The 17731-nt window shown below is 71.6% G+C and carries 11 protein-coding genes and 1 pseudogene; 5 read left to right on the top strand and 7 right to left on the bottom strand.

Features of this window, described 5'->3' with window-relative positions; translation table 11 throughout:
* Nucleotides 1-21: 21 nt before the first annotated feature.
* Together AC07EJ_RS15120 and AC07EJ_RS15115 are read right to left on the bottom strand one after the other, a co-directional pair.
* On the bottom strand, nucleotides 22-681 hold the full coding sequence (locus AC07EJ_RS15120) for a hypothetical protein (RefSeq protein WP_389477617.1): 660 nt from the start codon (nucleotides 679-681) through the stop codon (nucleotides 22-24).
* Between the two features lie 112 nt (nucleotides 682-793).
* Entirely contained in the window at nucleotides 794-2887 is a 2094-nt protein-coding gene (locus tag AC07EJ_RS15115; protein ID WP_389477619.1) for an N-6 DNA methylase, read from the bottom strand.
* A gap of 198 nt (nucleotides 2888-3085) precedes the next feature.
* Between AC07EJ_RS15115 and AC07EJ_RS15110 the strand changes: the two genes are divergently transcribed.
* The gene (locus AC07EJ_RS15110; protein WP_478884361.1) at nucleotides 3086-3577 is read left to right on the top strand and encodes a hypothetical protein; all 492 of its coding nucleotides are present in this window, start codon (nucleotides 3086-3088) and stop codon (nucleotides 3575-3577) included.
* Nucleotides 3578-3633: 56 nt separating this feature from the next.
* The gene (locus AC07EJ_RS15105) at nucleotides 3634-4398 is read left to right on the top strand and encodes a hypothetical protein (protein ID WP_389477623.1); all 765 of its coding nucleotides are present in this window, start codon (nucleotides 3634-3636) and stop codon (nucleotides 4396-4398) included.
* Nucleotides 4399-4416: 18 nt separating this feature from the next.
* Here the strand turns inward: AC07EJ_RS15105 and AC07EJ_RS15100 are convergent, their stop codons facing one another.
* The 4 genes from AC07EJ_RS15100 to AC07EJ_RS15085 all read right to left on the bottom strand — a co-directional run bounded on the left by AC07EJ_RS15100 (nucleotide 4417) and on the right by AC07EJ_RS15085 (nucleotide 12355).
* Nucleotides 4417-5130 (bottom strand): HNH endonuclease family protein, encoded by a 714-nt coding sequence (locus tag AC07EJ_RS15100; RefSeq protein WP_389477626.1) that lies wholly within the window; start codon nucleotides 5128-5130, stop codon nucleotides 4417-4419.
* A gap of 105 nt (nucleotides 5131-5235) precedes the next feature.
* On the bottom strand, nucleotides 5236-8766 hold the full coding sequence (gene mfd, locus AC07EJ_RS15095; protein ID WP_478884360.1) for a transcription-repair coupling factor: 3531 nt from the start codon (nucleotides 8764-8766) through the stop codon (nucleotides 5236-5238).
* 224 nt (nucleotides 8767-8990) lie between these two features.
* Nucleotides 8991-11570: an ABC transporter permease gene (locus AC07EJ_RS15090; RefSeq protein WP_393586817.1), complete on the bottom strand. Its 2580-nt coding sequence runs from the start codon at nucleotides 11568-11570 to the stop codon at nucleotides 8991-8993.
* The gene (locus AC07EJ_RS15085; RefSeq protein WP_389477633.1) at nucleotides 11567-12355 is read right to left on the bottom strand and encodes an ABC transporter ATP-binding protein; all 789 of its coding nucleotides are present in this window, start codon (nucleotides 12353-12355) and stop codon (nucleotides 11567-11569) included. The genes AC07EJ_RS15090 and AC07EJ_RS15085 overlap by 4 nt, the downstream gene beginning before the upstream one ends.
* 370 nt (nucleotides 12356-12725) lie before the next feature.
* On the opposite strand from AC07EJ_RS15085, the gene AC07EJ_RS15080 reads away from it, so the two are divergent.
* From AC07EJ_RS15080 to AC07EJ_RS15070, 3 genes and pseudogenes are all read left to right on the top strand, one after another.
* On the top strand, nucleotides 12726-14315 hold the full coding sequence (locus AC07EJ_RS15080) for an MFS transporter (protein ID WP_478884372.1): 1590 nt from the start codon (nucleotides 12726-12728) through the stop codon (nucleotides 14313-14315).
* A 301-nt stretch (nucleotides 14316-14616) separates the two neighbouring features.
* Nucleotides 14617-15057, top strand: a pseudogene (locus tag AC07EJ_RS15075) (DUF485 domain-containing protein); the annotation flags it as partial.
* On the top strand, nucleotides 15054-16682 hold the full coding sequence (locus AC07EJ_RS15070) for a sodium/solute symporter (protein WP_389477635.1): 1629 nt from the start codon (nucleotides 15054-15056) through the stop codon (nucleotides 16680-16682). The pseudogene AC07EJ_RS15075 and the gene AC07EJ_RS15070, both read left to right, overlap by 4 nt.
* A gap of 51 nt (nucleotides 16683-16733) precedes the next feature.
* On the opposite strand, the gene AC07EJ_RS15065 is transcribed toward AC07EJ_RS15070, so the two are convergent.
* Nucleotides 16734-17633 carry a cellulose-binding protein gene (locus tag AC07EJ_RS15065; protein WP_478884359.1) on the bottom strand — a complete coding sequence of 300 codons (900 nt, stop codon included), beginning with the start codon at nucleotides 17631-17633 and terminating at the stop codon, nucleotides 16734-16736.
* Between the last annotated feature and the right edge of the window lie 98 nt (nucleotides 17634-17731).

The raw sequence follows: 17731 nt of genomic DNA, 5'->3' as shown, positions 1-17731 counted from the left end.
CGGACGCGTTCAGGGGGTGGGTCACCGTCCGCCTTCCTGCTTTCGCAGGTAGTCGCTGAGTTCGTCGAGCTCCGCGCGGACCTGGTCGATGCGGTGGGGCGGCGGCGCCTGGGGCTGCGGTGCGGGGGTGGGCACGGGCGTGGGGGCCGGGCCCGCGGTCTGGGTGAGCTGGTCGTGCACGGGCGACGACGGGGGCGCGGTCGGCGGCGCGGGCGGCACGTAGTGCTGATGCTGCGGCTGTGCCTGTGGCTGCCGCTGCGGATATCCGTACGCGGGTTGCTGGAGTGGCGGCTGCTGCGGCTGGTATCCGCTCGCGTAACCGCTGTAGAACGCGAGGCGCTCCTTGCGGCCGTGGCGGATGTCGGCCACCAGGTAGTACGAGACGACTCCGGCGAGCGTGATCAGGAGGATCGTCATGCCCGCGTCGCCCCGCCACGTCGTGAACTCGTCGCCGCCCGGGTCCGTGGCGAGCAGCGAGATCGTGCCGGCCTGGAGCGCGGCGACGGACGCGAAGATGATCCAGTCCGTCCTGCTGCGCGTCGTCAGCGCGAGGCGCAGCAGCGCCGTCCACGCGAGGAAGCCGATGCTCAGCACGGCGAGCGCCACGAACAGGACGCGCAACGCGATCTGCACGCCATGCGACGGGCGCTGTGGCGGTGGCATGTAGCCCTGGCCGTGCATGGCTTCTCCTGCTGTTCCTGCTGACGGGTCCTTTGTGTGTCGAGCGTATAGGCCGACTCCGACAACCCGCGCCGGGTTGTACGGAACCGTTGTCGTACGGATGCCGATCGCGTCACTCGGGGCCGAGCGTGCCGTCCGTCAGTCCGTCGTGCAGGCCCCGTACGAGCTGTTCGCCGAGGCGCGCGGTCTGGCGCAGGGCGTCCTCGAACTCGGCCAGGGCGCGGAAGCGTTCGCCGTAGCGGTGCTGGTCGGCCAGCGGCAGGCGCGGCAGTTGGAGGCGGCGCACGTCCAGGCGCGTGGCGGTGGACGCGTAGCTGCTGGCCTGCCGGTTGTTGGCGGTGCCGCGCAGGAACCCGGCGAGGAACCAGGGGTCGAGGGCTGCCCGGTCGGGGCGCAGCAGGGTCAGGCCGCGGCCGAGTGCGGCGCCCGCGGTGGCCTCGTCCACGACGCGGACGACCGCGCCGCCGCCGGCCAGGGGGACGACGACGTCGCCCGCTTCGACGAGTACGGGTTCCTCGTCCCCGCCCTGGGGTGAGCCGGAGGGCGCGGTTCCGGCGAGGACGTCGTGGTCGGTGAGGACGGGCACGCGTGCGGAGCCGCCGGTGGCGGGACCCGATGCCGCCGCCGTCGCCGTGGTGGTCCGCAGCAACAGGGCGCCCGCGCGGGCGAGTTCACCGACCGTCGTCCGGGGCCAGCGGGTCGGGGACTGCGCGGCGGGCGGGGTGTCGGGGGCGCGGTCGGCGGTGAGGCGCAGGGTGTCGCCGAGGCGGGTGCGGACCGCGGCGAGCTCCTCGGCGCCGCCGCCCGCGGCCGGGGGCGGCAGCCGGCGCGCGGGCGCGAGGTCGACCTCGTCGTCGAGCAGCTCGATCACGGGCACGGAGCGGGCGATGCCGGGCAGTTCCTCGATGGTGCCGTCGCGGTCGAAGGGGCGCCAGGCGTCGAGGACGCTCTGCTGGACCTGCTCCCACGGCAGTTTGTCGCGTCCGTCGCCGGAGCCGGCCGGGCCGCCCCCGGTCGTCTCGACGAGGAGGAGTTCGGGCGCGGGTGATGTGCCCGCGCCGGGCCTGCGCAGGACCCACAGGTGCAGCGGGATGTTGTTGGGCGGGACGGCGCCCGCGGGCAGGGCGATCACGGCGCGCAGGGCGCCGCGGCGCAGGAGGTCGGCGCGGATGCGGCGGCCCGAGCGGCGGGACGCGGCGGCGGGCGGCATCAGCAGGACGGCGCTCCCGCCCTCGCGCAGTCGGGCCAACGCGTGCTGGATCCAGGCGAGTTCGGACTCGGTGCGGGCCGGGAAGCCGTACTCCCAGCGGGCGTCGTAGGCGAGTTCGTCGTGGCCCCAGTTGCGTTCGTTGAACGGCGGGTGGGCGAGGACGGCGTCGGCGCGGACGTCGGGGAACGCGTCGGAGCGCAGGGTGTCGCCGGCCGCCGTGCGCACGGTGGCGCCGTCAGTGGCCGGGGTGCCGAGGGCGAGGCGCAGCGCGGTGAGGGCGGCGAGGTCGGGGGCGCTGTCCTGGCCGTAGAGGCGCTGGTCCGGTTCGGGTGCGAGGTCGCGTACGGCGCGCAGCAGGGCGCCGGTGCCGCAGGCCGGGTCGAGGACGGTGCGGGCGGGTCCGGCGAGGGCGGCCATGAGCTGGGCGGGGCCCGCGGGCGTGAGCGTGTACTGGCGCGGGTTGGCGTCGAGATGGCGGCCGAGGAGGAACTCGTACGTCTGGCGGGCGCCCAGTTCCGCGGCGAGTTCGGCGGCGCCGCGCAGCAGCGGGACGGAGGGCGGGAGCACGGCGTCGGGCAGGCGGACGGCGCGCTCGTCGCGGGGGCCGAAGCGCGGGGTCAGGACGTCGTCGAGGGCGGCCGGGAGGCGGGCTGCGAGTTGTTCGTCGGAGACCGCGGCGAGTTCGAGCCAGTCGGTGGGCCGGTCGTGCACGAGGAGCAGGACGCAGCCGGTGTGCAGGAGGGCGACGCCGGGGCCCGCGGGGTGTCCGGCGAGCTGCTGCCAGACGCGTTCACGCAGGGGCACCTCGGCGAGTTTGCCCTGCTCCCGGAGCCAGTTCTCGACGTCGGCGAGGGCGAAGGAGGGGCTGGTCTCGGTGCCGCCGACGGGCTTGGGGAAGTCGGGGTGGCGGCGGCGCCAGTTGCTGACGGCGGCGCGGCCGACCCCCGCGAGCCGGGCGATCCCGGCCGCGGTCACTTCTGTGGCGTTGTCCTGCACCCGGCGTGCTCCCCTCGGCTCCCCCACATGACTGTGGCGCCGAGCATACCCGCGAACGCGTAAGCGCCCCATTCACGGACGTGTATACACTCGCCTTTGTGAACCGTGTTGACTCGGTTCACAAGCTCTGTTCTTATTGACTCATCGAAACGAGCGGCCGCCGGAATCGAGGGGCCGCCTTCTGTGGGGGGATCAGCCATGGGCATGAAGACCAAGGTCGCGCTGGGTGCGGTCGTCGGGATCGTCGTGATCGGCGTCGTATCGGCGAACTCGGGCTCCGGCGACGACGGCAACGGCAACGGCAACGGAGGGAAGGGCGGCGGCACCTCCGCCGCCGCGGACAAGAACGCGGGCGGCTCGGCCGGGAGCGGTGAGAAGTCGTCCGCCGGCGACAAGGGCGCGTCGAAGGCCTCGCAGGCCGAGCAGTTCAAGGCCTTCGTGGCGAAGAACGGCACGCCCAAGGAGAAGGACGCCGTCGCCCACGTCCTCAAGATCCAGGGCGCCGACCAGCAGAACGACATCCTCGACAGCGCCGACGTCTACACCGACTTCACCGGCGGCCTGATGGGCGAGGGCTCCGGCCCCTCCAAGCTGATCGCCTCCGCGTTCGCGGACTGGAAGGACAGCAAGAACGGCCTCGTCACGGTCTACGACGCCGACGGCGAGATCATCACCAACGGCAACTTCTGACGGCCGCGCACCACCGCTCCGCCTCCACCACCTCAACCACTTCCCGGGGAACTCCCATGCGCCGCAGCACACTTGCCGCCCTCTGCCTCACCCTCGTCACCGCCGCCGTCTCCCTCACCGCGTGCGGACCCGGCGGCCCCGGCGAGGCATCGGGCTCGGGCGACAAGCCCAAGGCCCCCTTCGCCGACCTGTCAGGACCGCAGATCGCCAACAAGGCCATGAAGGCCACCCGCGGCGCCTCGTCCCTCACCATCAAGGGCGACGCGGCCGACGGGGAGGGCGGGCAGATCGCTCTCGACGTCGCCCTCGACAGACGGGGCGAGTGCACCGGCTCGATGGGCATGAACGGGCAGGGCAAGGTCGACCTGATCAAGACGGGCCCGACCGTGTACCTCAAGTCCGACGAGGCGTTCCTGCGCGCCCAGAGCGAGGGCGAGTCCAAGGCGGACACGGACGCCGTCGTGAAGATGCTCGCGGGACGCTGGATGAAGTCGAAGGCGGACAGCCCCGACGCCAAGGACATGGCGGAGTTCTGCGACCTCGACTCGCTGCTCGCCGACTTCAAGAGCAACGACACCCTCGCCCGCAAGGGCAGGGCGACGACGGTCGACGGCACGCCCGCGTTCACGGTCACCGAGACGGACGGCAAGGACGAGTACACGCTCTACGTCGCGACCGAGGGCAAGCCGTACGTGCTCAAGCTCGTCACCAAGTCCGCCAAGGAGCCCGCCGCGCTCACGTTCACCGACTACGACAAGCCGGTCAAGGCCGCGCCGCCGGCCGACAAGGACGTCGTCGACCTGGACAAGCTGGGCGGCTGAACGAGCCCGAGCGGACGGTCAGTCGGCGTGGAAGCGCTCCGGCGCCGACGTCGGGTTCCCGCCCGTGGGCAGCGCCTGGTCCGGGCAGCCCGACAGCACGCGCTTCATGGCGTCCCGCTCACCGGCCGTCACCCACAGCCCGTACTTCTTCTTCACGGCGACCTGCCCGGCGACATAGGTGCACCGGTACCCCTTGCGGGACGGCAGCCAGGTCGCCGTATCGCCCTCACCCTTGCTGCGGTTGGGGCCCGCGTCGACCGCGAGGAGGTTGAGCGGGTCGTTGGCCAGGGCGATGCGCTTGCTCGGGTCCCACCCCTGCGCGCCCTTCTGCCAGGCGTCGGAGAGCGCCACCAGATGGTCGATGTCGACCTGGCTGCGGCCGCGCACGAACGCGATCTCCTTGCCGGTGTACGGGTCGGAGGCCAGCGTCCCCGACACGACCGTGCACCGCCCGCCGCGGAACTTCACCCCCGTCAGGTCCCGCTTGAGTATGTCGTCCCGGGTGTCGCAGCCGTTCGAATCGGTGTCGGCCCAGGCACTGCCGAACCGGCCCCGGTCGTAACCGGTCTTGGGCGCCCGCCCCTTGACGGTCAGCGAGTTCACGGCATCGAGCGCACCGCCCGCCTTGTACTCGGGCCCGGACCCCGACCCGCCCTGCTGCTCCACGGTGCAGCCGGTGGCGACGGCCACGGTCACCACTACGGCGGCGACTGTCCGCCCAGCGCCTCGCATCACGACGCTCCCCCCTGCTAGTCCGGTCCCGGTGTCACCGTATCGGGTGAACGCGCCCGTGACCCGGGCGCCCCGAACAGGCCCCCGGGTCCCTCCCGCGAGACTCTACGACCCCAGGATCGACGTCAAGAACTCCCCGACCCAGCCCAGGAGTTCGCGGCCGACGAGCGGCTTGCCGCCCACCTTCGCGGTCTTCGGGCGCGGGACGAGCACCTGGTGCGCCACCGCCTTGATGACCGTGCCCGGGTAGAGGCGCTTGAGGCGCAGCTCCTGCGACTCCCTCAGCTCCACGGGCGCGAAGCGGATGTTGTTGCCCTGGAGGACGATCTCGCCGACGCCGCACGCCCGCGCGAACATGCGCAGGCCGGCGACGAGCAGCAGGTTCTCGACCGGCTCGGGCAGCTTGCCGTAGCGGTCGGTGAGCTCCTCGCGGACCGCCTTGACGTCCGCTTCCGTGTTCACGGAGGCGATGGCGCGGTAGGCCTGCAGGCGCAGGCGCTCGCCGGGCGCGTAGTCGTGCGGGACGTGCGCGTCGACCGGGAGCTCGATCTTGACGTCCAGGGGCGGCTCCTCCTCGACACCGCCCTCGACGGCGGCCCGGTAGTCGGCCACCGCCTCGCCGACCATGCGGATGTAGAGGTCGAAGCCGACGCCCGCGATGTGGCCCGACTGCTCGCCGCCGAGCAGGTTGCCCGCTCCGCGGATCTCCAGGTCCTTCATCGCCACGTACATGCCCGCGCCCATCTCCGTGTGCTGGGCGATCGTGGCGAGGCGTTCGTGCGCGGTCTCGGTGAGCGGCTTCTCCGGCGGGTACAGGAAGTACGCGTAACCGCGCTCGCGGCCTCGGCCGACGCGGCCGCGCAGCTGGTGGAGCTGGCTGAGGCCGAAGTTGTCGCCGCGCTCGACGATGAGCGTGTTCGCGTTCGAGATGTCGATGCCCGACTCGACGATCGTCGTCGAGACGAGGACGTCGAACTTCTTCTCCCAGAAGTCCACGACGACCTGTTCCAGGGCCTGTTCGGACATCTGGCCGTGGGCCGTCGCAATGCGCGCCTCGGGGATGATGTCGCGCAGGCGGGCCGCCGCGCGGTCGATGGACTCGACGCGGTTGTGGATATAGAAGACCTGGCCCTCGCGCAGCAGCTCGCGGCGGACGGCCGCGCCGATCTGCTTCTCCTCGTACGGGCCGACGAAGGTGAGGACCGGGTGGCGCTCCTCCGGCGGCGTCGTGATCGTCGACATCTCGCGGATGCCGGTGACGGCCATTTCGAGCGTACGGGGGATGGGGGTCGCGGACATCGTCAGGACGTCGACGTTCGCGCGGAGCTTCTTCAGCTGCTCCTTGTGCTCGACGCCGAAGCGCTGCTCCTCGTCGACGATGACCAGACCGAGGTCCTTGAACTTCGTCTCGGAGGAGAACAGGCGGTGCGTGCCGATGACGATGTCGACCGACCCTTCGCGCAGGCCCTCCAGGGTGGCCTTGGACTCGGTCTCCGTCTGGAAGCGCGACAGCGCCCGTACGTTCACGGGGAACTGGGAGTAGCGCTCGGAGAACGTCCCGAAGTGCTGCTGGACGAGGAGGGTCGTGGGCACGAGGACGGCGACCTGCTTGCCGTCCTGGACGGCCTTGAAGGCCGCGCGGACAGCGATCTCCGTCTTGCCGTAGCCCACGTCGCCGCAGATGAGGCGGTCCATCGGGACCGTCTTCTCCATGTCCTCCTTGACCTCGGCGATCGTCGTGAGCTGGTCGGGGGTCTCCACGTACGGGAACGCGTCCTCCAGCTCGCGCTGCCAGGGCGTGTCCGCGCCGAAGGCGTGGCCGGGCGCCGCCATGCGCGCCGAGTACAGCTTGATCAGGTCCGCGGCGATCTCCTTGACCGCCTTCTTCGCGCGGGCCTTCGTCTTCGTCCAGTCCGCGCCGCCCAGGCGGTGCAGCGTCGGGGCCTCGCCGCCGACGTACTTGGTGATCTGCTCCAGCTGGTCGGTGGGGATGTAGAGGCGGTCGCCGGGCTGGCCGCGCTTGGCGGGCGCGTATTCGACGACGAGGTACTCGCGGGTCGCGCCCTGGACCGTGCGCTGCACCATCTCGATGTAGCGGCCCACGCCGTGCTGCTCGTGGACGATGTAGTCGCCGGATTCGAGGGTGAGCGGGTCGATCGTCTTGCGGCGGCGGGCCGGCATGCGCTGGCCGTCCTTGCCCGCAGCCTTCTGGCCGGTCAGATCGGTCTCGGTGAGGACCGCCAGCTTCAGGCCCGGGTCCACGAAGCCGTAGTCGATGGAGCCGCAGGCGACCTGCACGACCGACGGGGTGAGTTCGGTGAGGTCCTGGTCGAGGCGGGCCGGGACGCCTTCGCCGCCGAGCACCTCGACGGTGCGGGCCGCGGGGCCGTGCCCCTCGGTGACGTAGATGGTGTGCCAGCCGTCGGACAGCCAGCCCTTGGTGTCGGCGAGCGCCCGCGCGGTGTCGCCGCGGTACGACTCCGGGGCGTGCATGCCGAGCTTCAGGGTGTCCGAGCCGAGTGCCTCGTCGGCCGCGAACGGGGAGACGGACCACCACATCATGTCCAGCTCACGGGCCCGGTCGCGGACGCTCGCGATGGACCACAGGGACGCCGCGTCCACGTCGATGGGGGCCTCGCCGCCGCCGGCCGTGGCCGCCCACGACGCCTGGAGGAACTCCTGCGACGTGGCCACCAGGTCGGCCGCGCGCGTGCGCACCCGCTCCGGGTCGCACACCACGGCCATGGACCCCTCGGGCAGCACGTCGAGCAGCAGCTCCATGTCGTCGACGAGGACCGGGGCGAGGGACTCCATGCCCTCGACGGCGATGCCTTCGGCGATCTTGCCGAGGAGTTCGCCCAGCTCGGGGTGTTCCTCGGCGAGGGCGGCGGCCCGCTCGCGCACCTGGTCGGTGAGCAGCAGCTCTCGGCAGGGCGGCGCCCACAGGCCGTGCTCGGCGACCTCCAGGGAGCGCTGGTCGGCGACCTTGAAGTAGCGGATCTCCTCGACATCGTCGCCCCAGAACTCGACGCGCAGAGGGTGTTCCTCGGTCGGCGGGAAGACGTCGAGGATGCCGCCGCGCACAGCGAACTCGCCGCGCTTCTCGACGAGTTCGACCCGGGCGTAGGCGGCCGCGGCGAGCGCCTCGACGATCTCGTTCAGATCGGCGCTCTGCCCGGTGCGCAGCGCCACGGGCTCCAGGTCACCGAGCCCCTTGACCTGCGGCTGGAGCACGGAACGGATGGGCGCGACGACCACCGACACCGGGCCGGTCTCGGGGTCGTCGGTGCGGGGGTGCGCGAGGCGGCGCAGGACCGCGAGGCGGCGGCCCACGGTGTCGGAGCGCGGGGAGAGCCGCTCGTGCGGCAGCGTCTCCCACGAGGGGTACTCGGCGACCCCGTCCTCGGGCAGCAGCGAGCGCAGCGCCGCGGCCAGGTCCTCGGCCTCCCGCCCGGTGGCGGTCACGGCGAGCACGGTGCGCCCGGTCCGCCGCGCGAGGGCCGCCACGGCGAAGGGCCGGGCGGCGGGCGGGCCGACGATGTCGACGTGGGGGCGGTGCCCGTCGGTGGCGGCCTTCACCGCTTCGGCGAGCGCCGGGTCTCGGCTTACGGCGTCCAGCAGACCGTGCAGGCTCATGAAGGGTTTCCATCCCGGGGAGTGGGCAACGCGAACCGCCCGACACGTCGAACGGGCCGGGGGTCTTCCAGACTACGACGCGCCGCCGACACCCGCGTGCGGATCATTCGCGGATCACATTCATGGTCCCCAGGGCACACGGCGGCCCCGGAGTGTCCGGGAAGGACACTCCGGGGCCGCCGTCCCCTTTCTCCACGTTCCCCCGTTCGCATCGCCCCGCGCGGCTACTCCGTCGCGATCGCGTTCAGTACGTTCATCCGCCCCGCCCGGAACGCCGGCACCAGCGCCGCGAACAGGCCCACGAAGGCCGAGCCGATGAAGACGCCGATGATCGTCGGCCAGGGGATCTCCAGGACGTTCAGCCCCTCCAGGGCGAGGAGCTGCTGGGCTGTCGCGCCCCAGCCCATGCCCAGGCCGAGGCCGAGGAGGGCGCCGAAGAGGGCGATGACCACGGACTCCAGGCGGATCATGCGGCGCAGCTGCCGGCGCGAGAGGCCGATGGCCCGCATCAGGCCGATCTCGCGGGTGCGCTCCACCACGGAGAGAGCCAGCGTGTTCACGACGCCCAGGACCGCCACGATGATCGCGAGGGCCAGCAGGCCGTAGATCATGTTGAGGAGCTGGCCGATCTGGTCCTTCAGGGTCTGCTTGTAGTCGGTCTGGTCCTTGACGTGGACCGTCGGGTCGGACGCGACCGACGACTTCAGCGCCTTGTAGGCCTGGTCGGCCTTGCCGGACTCCGCCTTGGCGAACATCATCCCGTTGAGCGGCAGCCGGCCGGCGGGCACGTACTGCTTCGCGGTCGCGAGGTTGACGTACATCGCGCCCTTGTCGAACGCCGTGTCGTCCGACGTGATCGCCGCGATCTTCAGATCGGCGGTGCGGCCGCGCTCGAAGGCGACGTTCATGGTGTCGCCGACCTCGAGGTGGTTCTTCCTGGCGAACTCCGAGCCGACCGACATCGCGTTCTTCCCGTACGCCGCCGACAGCTCACCGGCGGTCGTCTCGCGCCGCAGGTCCTGGGCGTACGAGGGCGTCGCGGCGACGAGCTCCTCGTCCTCCTTCGTGCCGCCCGGCGTGGTCAGCTTCGCCTTGACGAACTTGACCTCCGTGACGTGGGAGACATACCCCGACTCACCCGTCTTCTTCAGTGCCTCGGCGGCCTGCGGCTTCAGCCCGTTCTGCCCCTCGATGATGAAGTCGGCGCCGACGGACTTGTCGAGCTCGCTGGTGGCCGAGGCGACCATCGAGGAGCCGACGACGGACAGGCAGGCGACGAGCGCGAGGCCGATCATCAGGGCCGCGCCGGTGGCGCCGGTGCGGCGCGGGTTGCGCAGCGCGTTGCGCTCGGCCATGCGGCCGACCGAGCCGAACATCCGCAGGAGTACGGCGCTGATGACGCGGACCACACCGCCCGCAAGGAGCGGTCCGATCACGACGAACCCGATGAGCGTGGCGACGATGCCGACGCCGAGCCACAGCGAGCCCTCGCTCGCCTTGGCCGCCTGCGAGGCGGTGTAGAGCGCGAAGCCGCCGCCGCCCGTGAGGACGAGACCGATCAGAGCACGGACCACGCCCGCCTTGACGTCGGCGGGGGTGCCGGCGTCCCTGAGGGCCGCCATCGGCGAGACCTTGCCCGCGCGGCGGGCCGGAACGTAGGCGGCGAAGACGGTGACGACGATGCCGAGGAGCAGCCCGACCACGGGGGTCGTCCAGTTGACGGTCAGGTCGTCGGTGGACAGGTCCATGCCCGCCGCGGACATCAGTTTCATCAGGCCGACTGCGAGTCCGACGCCCGCGACGACGCCGACGACCGACCCGACGATGCCGAGCAGCAGCGCCTCGACGAGGACCGAGCGGTTGACCTGCTTGCGGCTCGACCCGATGGCCCGCATCAGGCCGATCTCGCGGGTCCGCTGGGCGACCAGCATCGAGAAGGTGTTGATGATCAGGAAGATGCCGACGAGGAAGGCGATCCCGGCGAAGCCGAGCATGGCGTACTTGATGACGTCCATGAAGGAGCCGACGTCCTTGCGGTTGGCGTCCGCGGCTTCCTTCTGCGTCTGGAACTTGTACGGGCCGTCGAGGGACGCCGCGACGCTCTTCTTGAGCACGGTGTCGCTGACGCCGGTGGCGGCGGCGACGTTGATCTGGGTGAACCGGCCGCTCCGGCCGATGAGTTCGCGCTGGGCGGTGGCCGTGTCGAAGTAGACGACGGCCGCGCCCGGGTTGGTCACCTTGAAGGAGGCGATGCCGACGATCTTCGCCCTGAAGTCGCCGGTGGCGGCGATGGTGCGCAGCTCGTCGCCCATCTTCAGGTGGTGCTTGCCGGCGGTGTCGGAGTCGACCATGACCTCGGTGGGGCCGCGCGGGGCGTGGCCGGAGGTGATGTCCATGGAACGCAGGTCGTTCTGCGTCCAGTTGCCCGCGATCGTGGGGCCGCCGTTCTCGGAGCCCATGTTCTTGTTGTCCGAGTTCACGACGGTCACGTTCATCGAACTGACCGCGCCCTCGGCCGACTTGACTCCGTCGGCCCGCTTGACCTGTGTCAGGGCGGAGGCCGGCATCGACTCGGGGCGACCGGTGTCGCTGCCCTCGCTCTTGGCGGCCTTCGGGCTGACGGTCACGTCGGACGAGGTCGCCGCGAACAGCTTGTCGAACGTCGTGTCCATCGTGTCGGTGAAGACGAGCGTGCCGCACACGAAAGCCACCGACAGCAGGACCGCCACGGCCGACAGGGCCATGCGCCCCTTGTGCGCGAAGAAGTTGCGCAGGGACGTCTTCAGCACGGTGTTCGCACTCATGAGGTGCGCCCCCGCGCGTCGAAGTCCTTCATGCGGTCGAGGACGGCGTCCGCGGTGGGGCGGAGCATCTCGTCGACGATGCGGCCGTCGGCGAGGTAGAGCACGCGGTCCGCGTACGAGGCGGCGACCGGGTCGTGGGTGACCATCACGATGGTCTGGCCCAGCTCGTCGACGGACTGCCGAAGGAAGCCGAGCACTTCGGCGCCGGCGCGCGAGTCCAGGTTCCCGGTCGGCTCGTCACCGAAGATGATCTCCGGTCGGGCGGCGAGCGCGCGGGCCACGGCGACGCGCTGCTGCTGGCCGCCGGAGAGTTCGGTGGGCCGGTGCTTCAGGCGCTCGGCCAGACCCACGGTCTGCACGACGCGGTCCAGCCACTGCCGGTCCGGCTTGCGGCCCGCGATGTCCATGGGAAGCGTGATGTTCTCGAGCGCGTTCAGCGTCGGCAGCAGGTTGAACGCCTGGAAGATGAAGCCGATCCGGTCCCGGCGCAGCTTCGTGAGCTTCTTGTCCTTGAGGCCGGTGATCTCGGTCTCGTCCAGGTAGATCTGCCCGGACGTGACGTTGTCGAGGCCGGCGAGGCAGTGCATCAGCGTGGACTTGCCGGACCCCGAGGGGCCCATGATCGCGGTGAACCCGCCGCGGGCGATGTCCACATCGACGTGGTCGAGCGCGACTACGCGGGTCTCCCCCGAGCCGTAGGCCTTGACGACCTGCCGCGCCCGTGCGGCGACGGCCGTTTGCCCTCCAGTGCCCCCGGTCCTGGGAATGGTCACAGCCGTTGTCACGGTAAGTCTCCTATGTCGGTCATGCGGAATGTCAGGTGTGTGCGACGCGCTTCAGTCTGCTGGCGAGGGGTGCCCCGGCGCCCTGGTGCAGGTCGCCCTCTTTCCCGGGGGAAAACCCCACCCCTTGAAGGTAGGAAGAACCCCCCACTCCCCTCGTCCTCCGGGGGGACGAACCGTCCCCTGTCCGCAGTACGGAGGTCCCCCTAGGGGGAGTCCACCCAACGGTGGAGCTGCTCTAAGGGTTCGCTCCACCTTCCTGCGCAGTCACGCTCCACCCTGCCGCCGCGACAGGGTCAGGTGAGAAGGTGTCGGAGGCGGGATAGATGCAGGGGGAAGGAATCCGGTGGGCGGCGCGACATCGCAGGCGGGCATGCGGACGGGCACGGGGAAGGACCGGCGCCGGGGCGCGGTCGTCGCCGCACTGATGCTCTCCATGGCACTGGCGGCACTCGACTCCACCATCGTCTCGACGGCGGTCCCGCAGATCGTCGGCGACCTCGGCGGCTTCTCCGTCTTCTCCTGGCTCTTCTCGGGCTATCTGCTCGCCGTCACGGTCACCCTGCCCGTCTACGGGAAACTGTCGGACACCTTCGGCCGCAAGCCCGTCCTCATCAGCGGCAGCATCCTCTTCCTCGCCGGCTCGCTCCTGTGCGCGAGCTCCTGGAACATGGGCGCCCTCATCGCCTTCCGCGTCGTCCAGGGCCTGGGCGGCGGCGCCATCCAGGGCACCGTCCAGACCCTCGCCGCCGACCTCTACCCGCTCGACGAACGCCCCCGCATCCAGGCCAAGCTGTCGACGGTCTGGGCGACCTCGGCCGTCGCGGGCCCTGCGCTCGGCGGACTGCTCGCCTCGTACGCGGGCTGGCGCTGGATCTTCCTGATCAACCTCCCGGTCGGCGCGCTCGCCCTCTGGCTCCTCGCACGCCATCTCCACGAACCCGTACGGGAGAAGGGGCCGCGCGCCCGCATCGACTGGGCCGGAGCGCTCGCCGTGTTCGCGTGCGGCGGGGTGCTCCTGACCGCGCTCGTCCAGGGCGGCGTCGCCTGGGGCTGGCTCTCGGCGCCCTCGGTCGCCTTGTTCGGTACGGGAGTTGCGCTGGTCGGCGCCGTCGTCGCCATCGAGCGGCGCGCCGCCGAGCCGATCATCCCCGGCTGGGTCTGGCGCCGCCGCACCATCGCCGCCGTCAATCTCGCGCTCGGCGCGCTCGGCCTCCTGATGGTCGCGCCCACCGTGTTCGTGCCCACGTACGCGCAGGCCGTCCTCGGACTCGCGCCCATGGCCGCCGGGTTCGTGCTCTCCGTGATGACGCTGAGCTGGCCCGTCTCCGCGGCGCTCAGCCAGCACGTGTACCGCAGGATCGGCTTCCGCAACACGGCCGTCGTCGGCATCGCGGCCGCGCTCCTCGTCCTGATCGCGTTCCCGCTGCTGCCCTACCCCGGGGCCGCCTGGCAGCCCGCGCTGGTCATGCTGCTGCTCGGCGGGGCACTCGGCCTCTTCCAACTGCCCCTGATCATCGGCGTCCAGTCGACCGTCGGGTGGGCCGAGCGCGGCACGACGACCGCATCCGTCCTGTTCTGCCGGCAGATAGGCCAGACACTCGGCGCCGCCGTGTTCGGCGCCGTCGCCAACACCGTGCTCGCCGGTCGCCTCGGCGGCGCGGGCTCTCTCGACGCGGTGGCCAAGGCCCTGGAGAACCCCGCCTCCGTGGCCGACCCGGACCGGCTGCGGCGCGCCGTGGCGGCGGCCGTCGACTCCGTCTACGTGGGCGCGGCCTGCGCGGCAGCGCTCGCCCTGGTCGTCCTGCTGTGCCTCGCGCCGCGACGTTTCCCGGTGATCGACCAGGACGGCGAACGGGGAGACGAGCGGGGCGCCAAGGCGACATCTGGGGCTGCCGGCAACTCAGCTGGCTCACAAGATGCTCATCAGCATCACTCACCCCTCTCACAACAAACCGACTGAACAGTTCACGAGAACCATCGCGGAAAGCGCCTACCTACGAGTAACGTTCCGGCTCCCCTCTCGCTCCCTGCGTCCGCAATCCCCGGCGGACCCAAGCCGCGCAAGGAGAACCGGGATGTCCGACACACCGCACCGCTCATATTCCGACCACCAGAACGAGCCATGGCAGGGCCCCATCCCCACGGGCCGCAGCCAGTACCGAACCCAGAACCGGAACCAGTACGGCAATCAGGGCCAGGGTCAGTACGGCGACCAGGGCGAGGGCCAGTACGGGAACCAGTACCCGGGCGAACACCAACAGCCGTACCCCCAGCAACCGCCGCACCCCCGACAGCAACCCGACCCCGCCCTCACCTACCCCTGGGCGCCCCCTCCCCCACCGCCCCCGCCCGCGCGCCGCCTCCCCCGCCACCCCGCGCTCGGCCACCACAGCGACCTGCGGCTCCTGCGCAGCGCCTACCGCTGGCAGCGCCGCGTCGCCACGCTCACCGCGCTCGGCTACTTCACCCTCTTCCTCGTCCTGTCCGCGTTCGCGCCCTCCCTCATGACGGGCACACTCCCCGGCGGCTTCTCCACCGGCCTCTTCCTCGGCCTGTGCCAGCTCCCCGTGACCGGGCTCGCGCTCTGCCTGTACGAGTACACCGCCCGGCGCCGCGTCGACCCGCTCGCCCACCGGCTGCGCAGACAAGCCGAGTTGGACCGGCGTCCGGCTCCCACAACGGCCGGGGGGAACTTCCGATGACGGACTTCAGCAGCTCGGCCCAGGGCATGTCCCTGGTCGCCTTCACCGCGGTCGCCACCATCACCCTGCTCCTGTGCGTGATGACCGGCCCCGACCGCGACAACCTCGACGAGTTCTACACCGGCTTCGGCTCCCTCACCCCGATACGCAACGGCCTGGCCATCGCGGGCGACTACATCTCCGCGGCGACGGTCCTCGGCACCGGCGGCGTCATCGCACTCACCGGCTACGACGGGATCGTCCTCGCCCTGAGCACGTCCCTGTCCCTGATGCTCCTGATGTTCCTGCTGGCCGAACCCCTACGCAACGCGGGCCGGTTCACCATGGGCGACGTGATCGCCCGCCGGCTGCCGGGGCGCGCCGTACGCATCACCGCGTGCGCCACCACCCTCGCGGCACTGCTCCCGATCATGCTCGTCCAACTGGCGGGCGCGGGCGACCTGTTGGCGTTCGTCCTCGGCTTCACCAGCGAGGGGTTCAAGACGGGCTGCATCATCGCGCTCGGCGCCCTGATGATCAGCTACGCGGCGATCGGCGGCATGAAGGGCACCGCCCTCATCCAGATCATGAAGACCGTGATGCTGCTCGGATCGGGCCTGGCCGTAGCCCTCGTCATCCTCTACCGCTTCGACTGGAACCCGGGCGCACTCGCCTCACAGGCCGCCCAGGCCAGCGGCGTGGGAACCGCCTTCCTGCACTCCGGCCTCCAGTTCACCGGCACCGCCAACCCCCGCCTGGACATGATCAGTTCGGAGCTGACCGTCGTCCTGGGCGGCGCCTGCCTGCCCCACGTCACCATGCGCATGTACACGGCGCGCAGCGCGCGTGAGGTGCGCCGCTCGATGTCCTGGGCGGTGTCGGCGGTCGGCCTCTTCGTGCTGATCATCGCGGTCGTCGGGTTCGGCGCGACGGCGCTCCTCGGCCGGGCCGCCGTCGCGGCGGCCGACCCGCAGGGCAACACGGCGTATCTGCTCGGGGCGCGAGCCGCGTTCGGCGCGGACGCCTCCACGGCGGAGACGCTCGTCTTCACCACGGTCACCACGGCGCTCTTCCTCACGCTGCTCGCCTCGGTCGCCGGAATGATCCTGGCCTGCGCCAACTCCCTCGCGCACGACGTCTTCGCGCACCGCAGGACACCGCTCACCAGCCGCAGGGAAATGACCCTCGCCCGCCTCTCGGCGCTGTCCGTCGGCGTGCCCGCGATCCTCCTGGCCACGCTCGTCCAGCACTACAACCTCCAGCCTCTGGTCACACTGTCGTTCTGCCTGGGCGCCTCGGCGCTCGCGCCCGCGCTCGTCTACAGCCTCTTCTGGCGCCGCTACACGCGTACGGGCCTGCTGTGGACACTGCTCGGCGGCACGGCGTCCTGCCTCGTCCTGATGACGGGCACCAACCTGGTCTCCGGTTCACCCGCCTCGGCCTTCCCCGGCCAGGACTTCAACTGGTTCCCCTTCACCACCACGGGCATCGTCTCGATCCCGCTCGGCTTCCTCTTCGGCTGGCTCGGCACGATGGCCTCGGGCCGCCGCACAGCGAACGACCAACGCCGCCAGTACGAGGCGGTGGAGGCATGGATCCTGGCGGGCGCGACGCGGCAGGTGCCGCGGGGGGAAGGCGGCGGGTAGGGCGCCGGGGCGTAGCCCGAGACCGACAGCGACTCCCGAGGCCGACAGCGGTTACGGCGCCTCGCCGGCGGGGTTGCGGCCCGTGAGGGAGGCCAGGGTGGCGCGGACGTGTTCCATGTGCGCGCGGACCTCGTCCCACTTCTCGCCGTGCTCGCGCAGCACCCGCTCCGTCTCACGGCTCACGCCCTCCTCGTACAGGGTCGCCTCCGCGAGGAGCTCCGCGGCGTGGGCCTCGGCGTCCTCCTGGCCGTGCCGGGCCGACTCCTCCGCCCCGGCGAACGCCCGCCGGGCCTCGGCCAGCCGTCCCTCGGCCAGCGCCAGGCGCTCCGCCTCACGCGTGTCCGCGGCAGCCTCGTGCCCGGCGATCTCCCGCTCGGCCCCGTCCCGCCGCTCGGCGTGGTCCTTCTCCTGCCCGGCGAGGGTCGCCGCGGTCCGCTCCCGCACGTCGTCCAGCGCGCCGAGCGCCTCCTCGCGGCACTCCTTCGCCTCGTCCCGCGCGGCGGCGCGCACCTCGTCCGCCGCGGCCCGCCCGGCGCCCAGCCGTTCGCCGGCCCACTGCTCGGCCGCGGCCAGTACGGCGTCGGCCGCGGCGCGGGCCGCCCCACGCGTCTCCCGCGCGGCGGCCTCCGCGTCCTGCGTGATCCGCCGGACGTCCTCGGCGGCAGCCGCCCGTACCCCGTCCGCCTCCTCCTCGGCGAGGGCGAGGATCTCGCGGGCGCGATCGCCGAGGAGCTCGTACGTCTGAGGGGCGAGCCGGGTCACGGCCAGCTGCAGCCGCTGCGCCTCGGCCTCCAGCTCCTCGACCCGGGCGGCCAGCAGGGCGGCGCGCTCGCGGGCGTCGTCGCGGCCCTGGGAGAGCTCGGCGGCCAGCGCGTCCACCTGGCCGGGACGGTAGCCGCGGCCCCGTCCCGTGACGAAGCCATGGGGCGACACCGACGCACCGCTGCTCATCCTTGATTCCCCTCTTAGCCTCTACGGCTCTCCTACCCGGCACTCGATCGAGCCGAAGCGCTCAAAACAAGACACTCCACCCAACCCACTCGACAAGG

This window comes from Streptomyces sp. NPDC045026 (genome assembly GCF_056432625.1).
The sequence above is the reverse complement of the archived record's forward strand: the minus strand, read 5'-3'. Positions and strand labels throughout refer to the sequence as shown.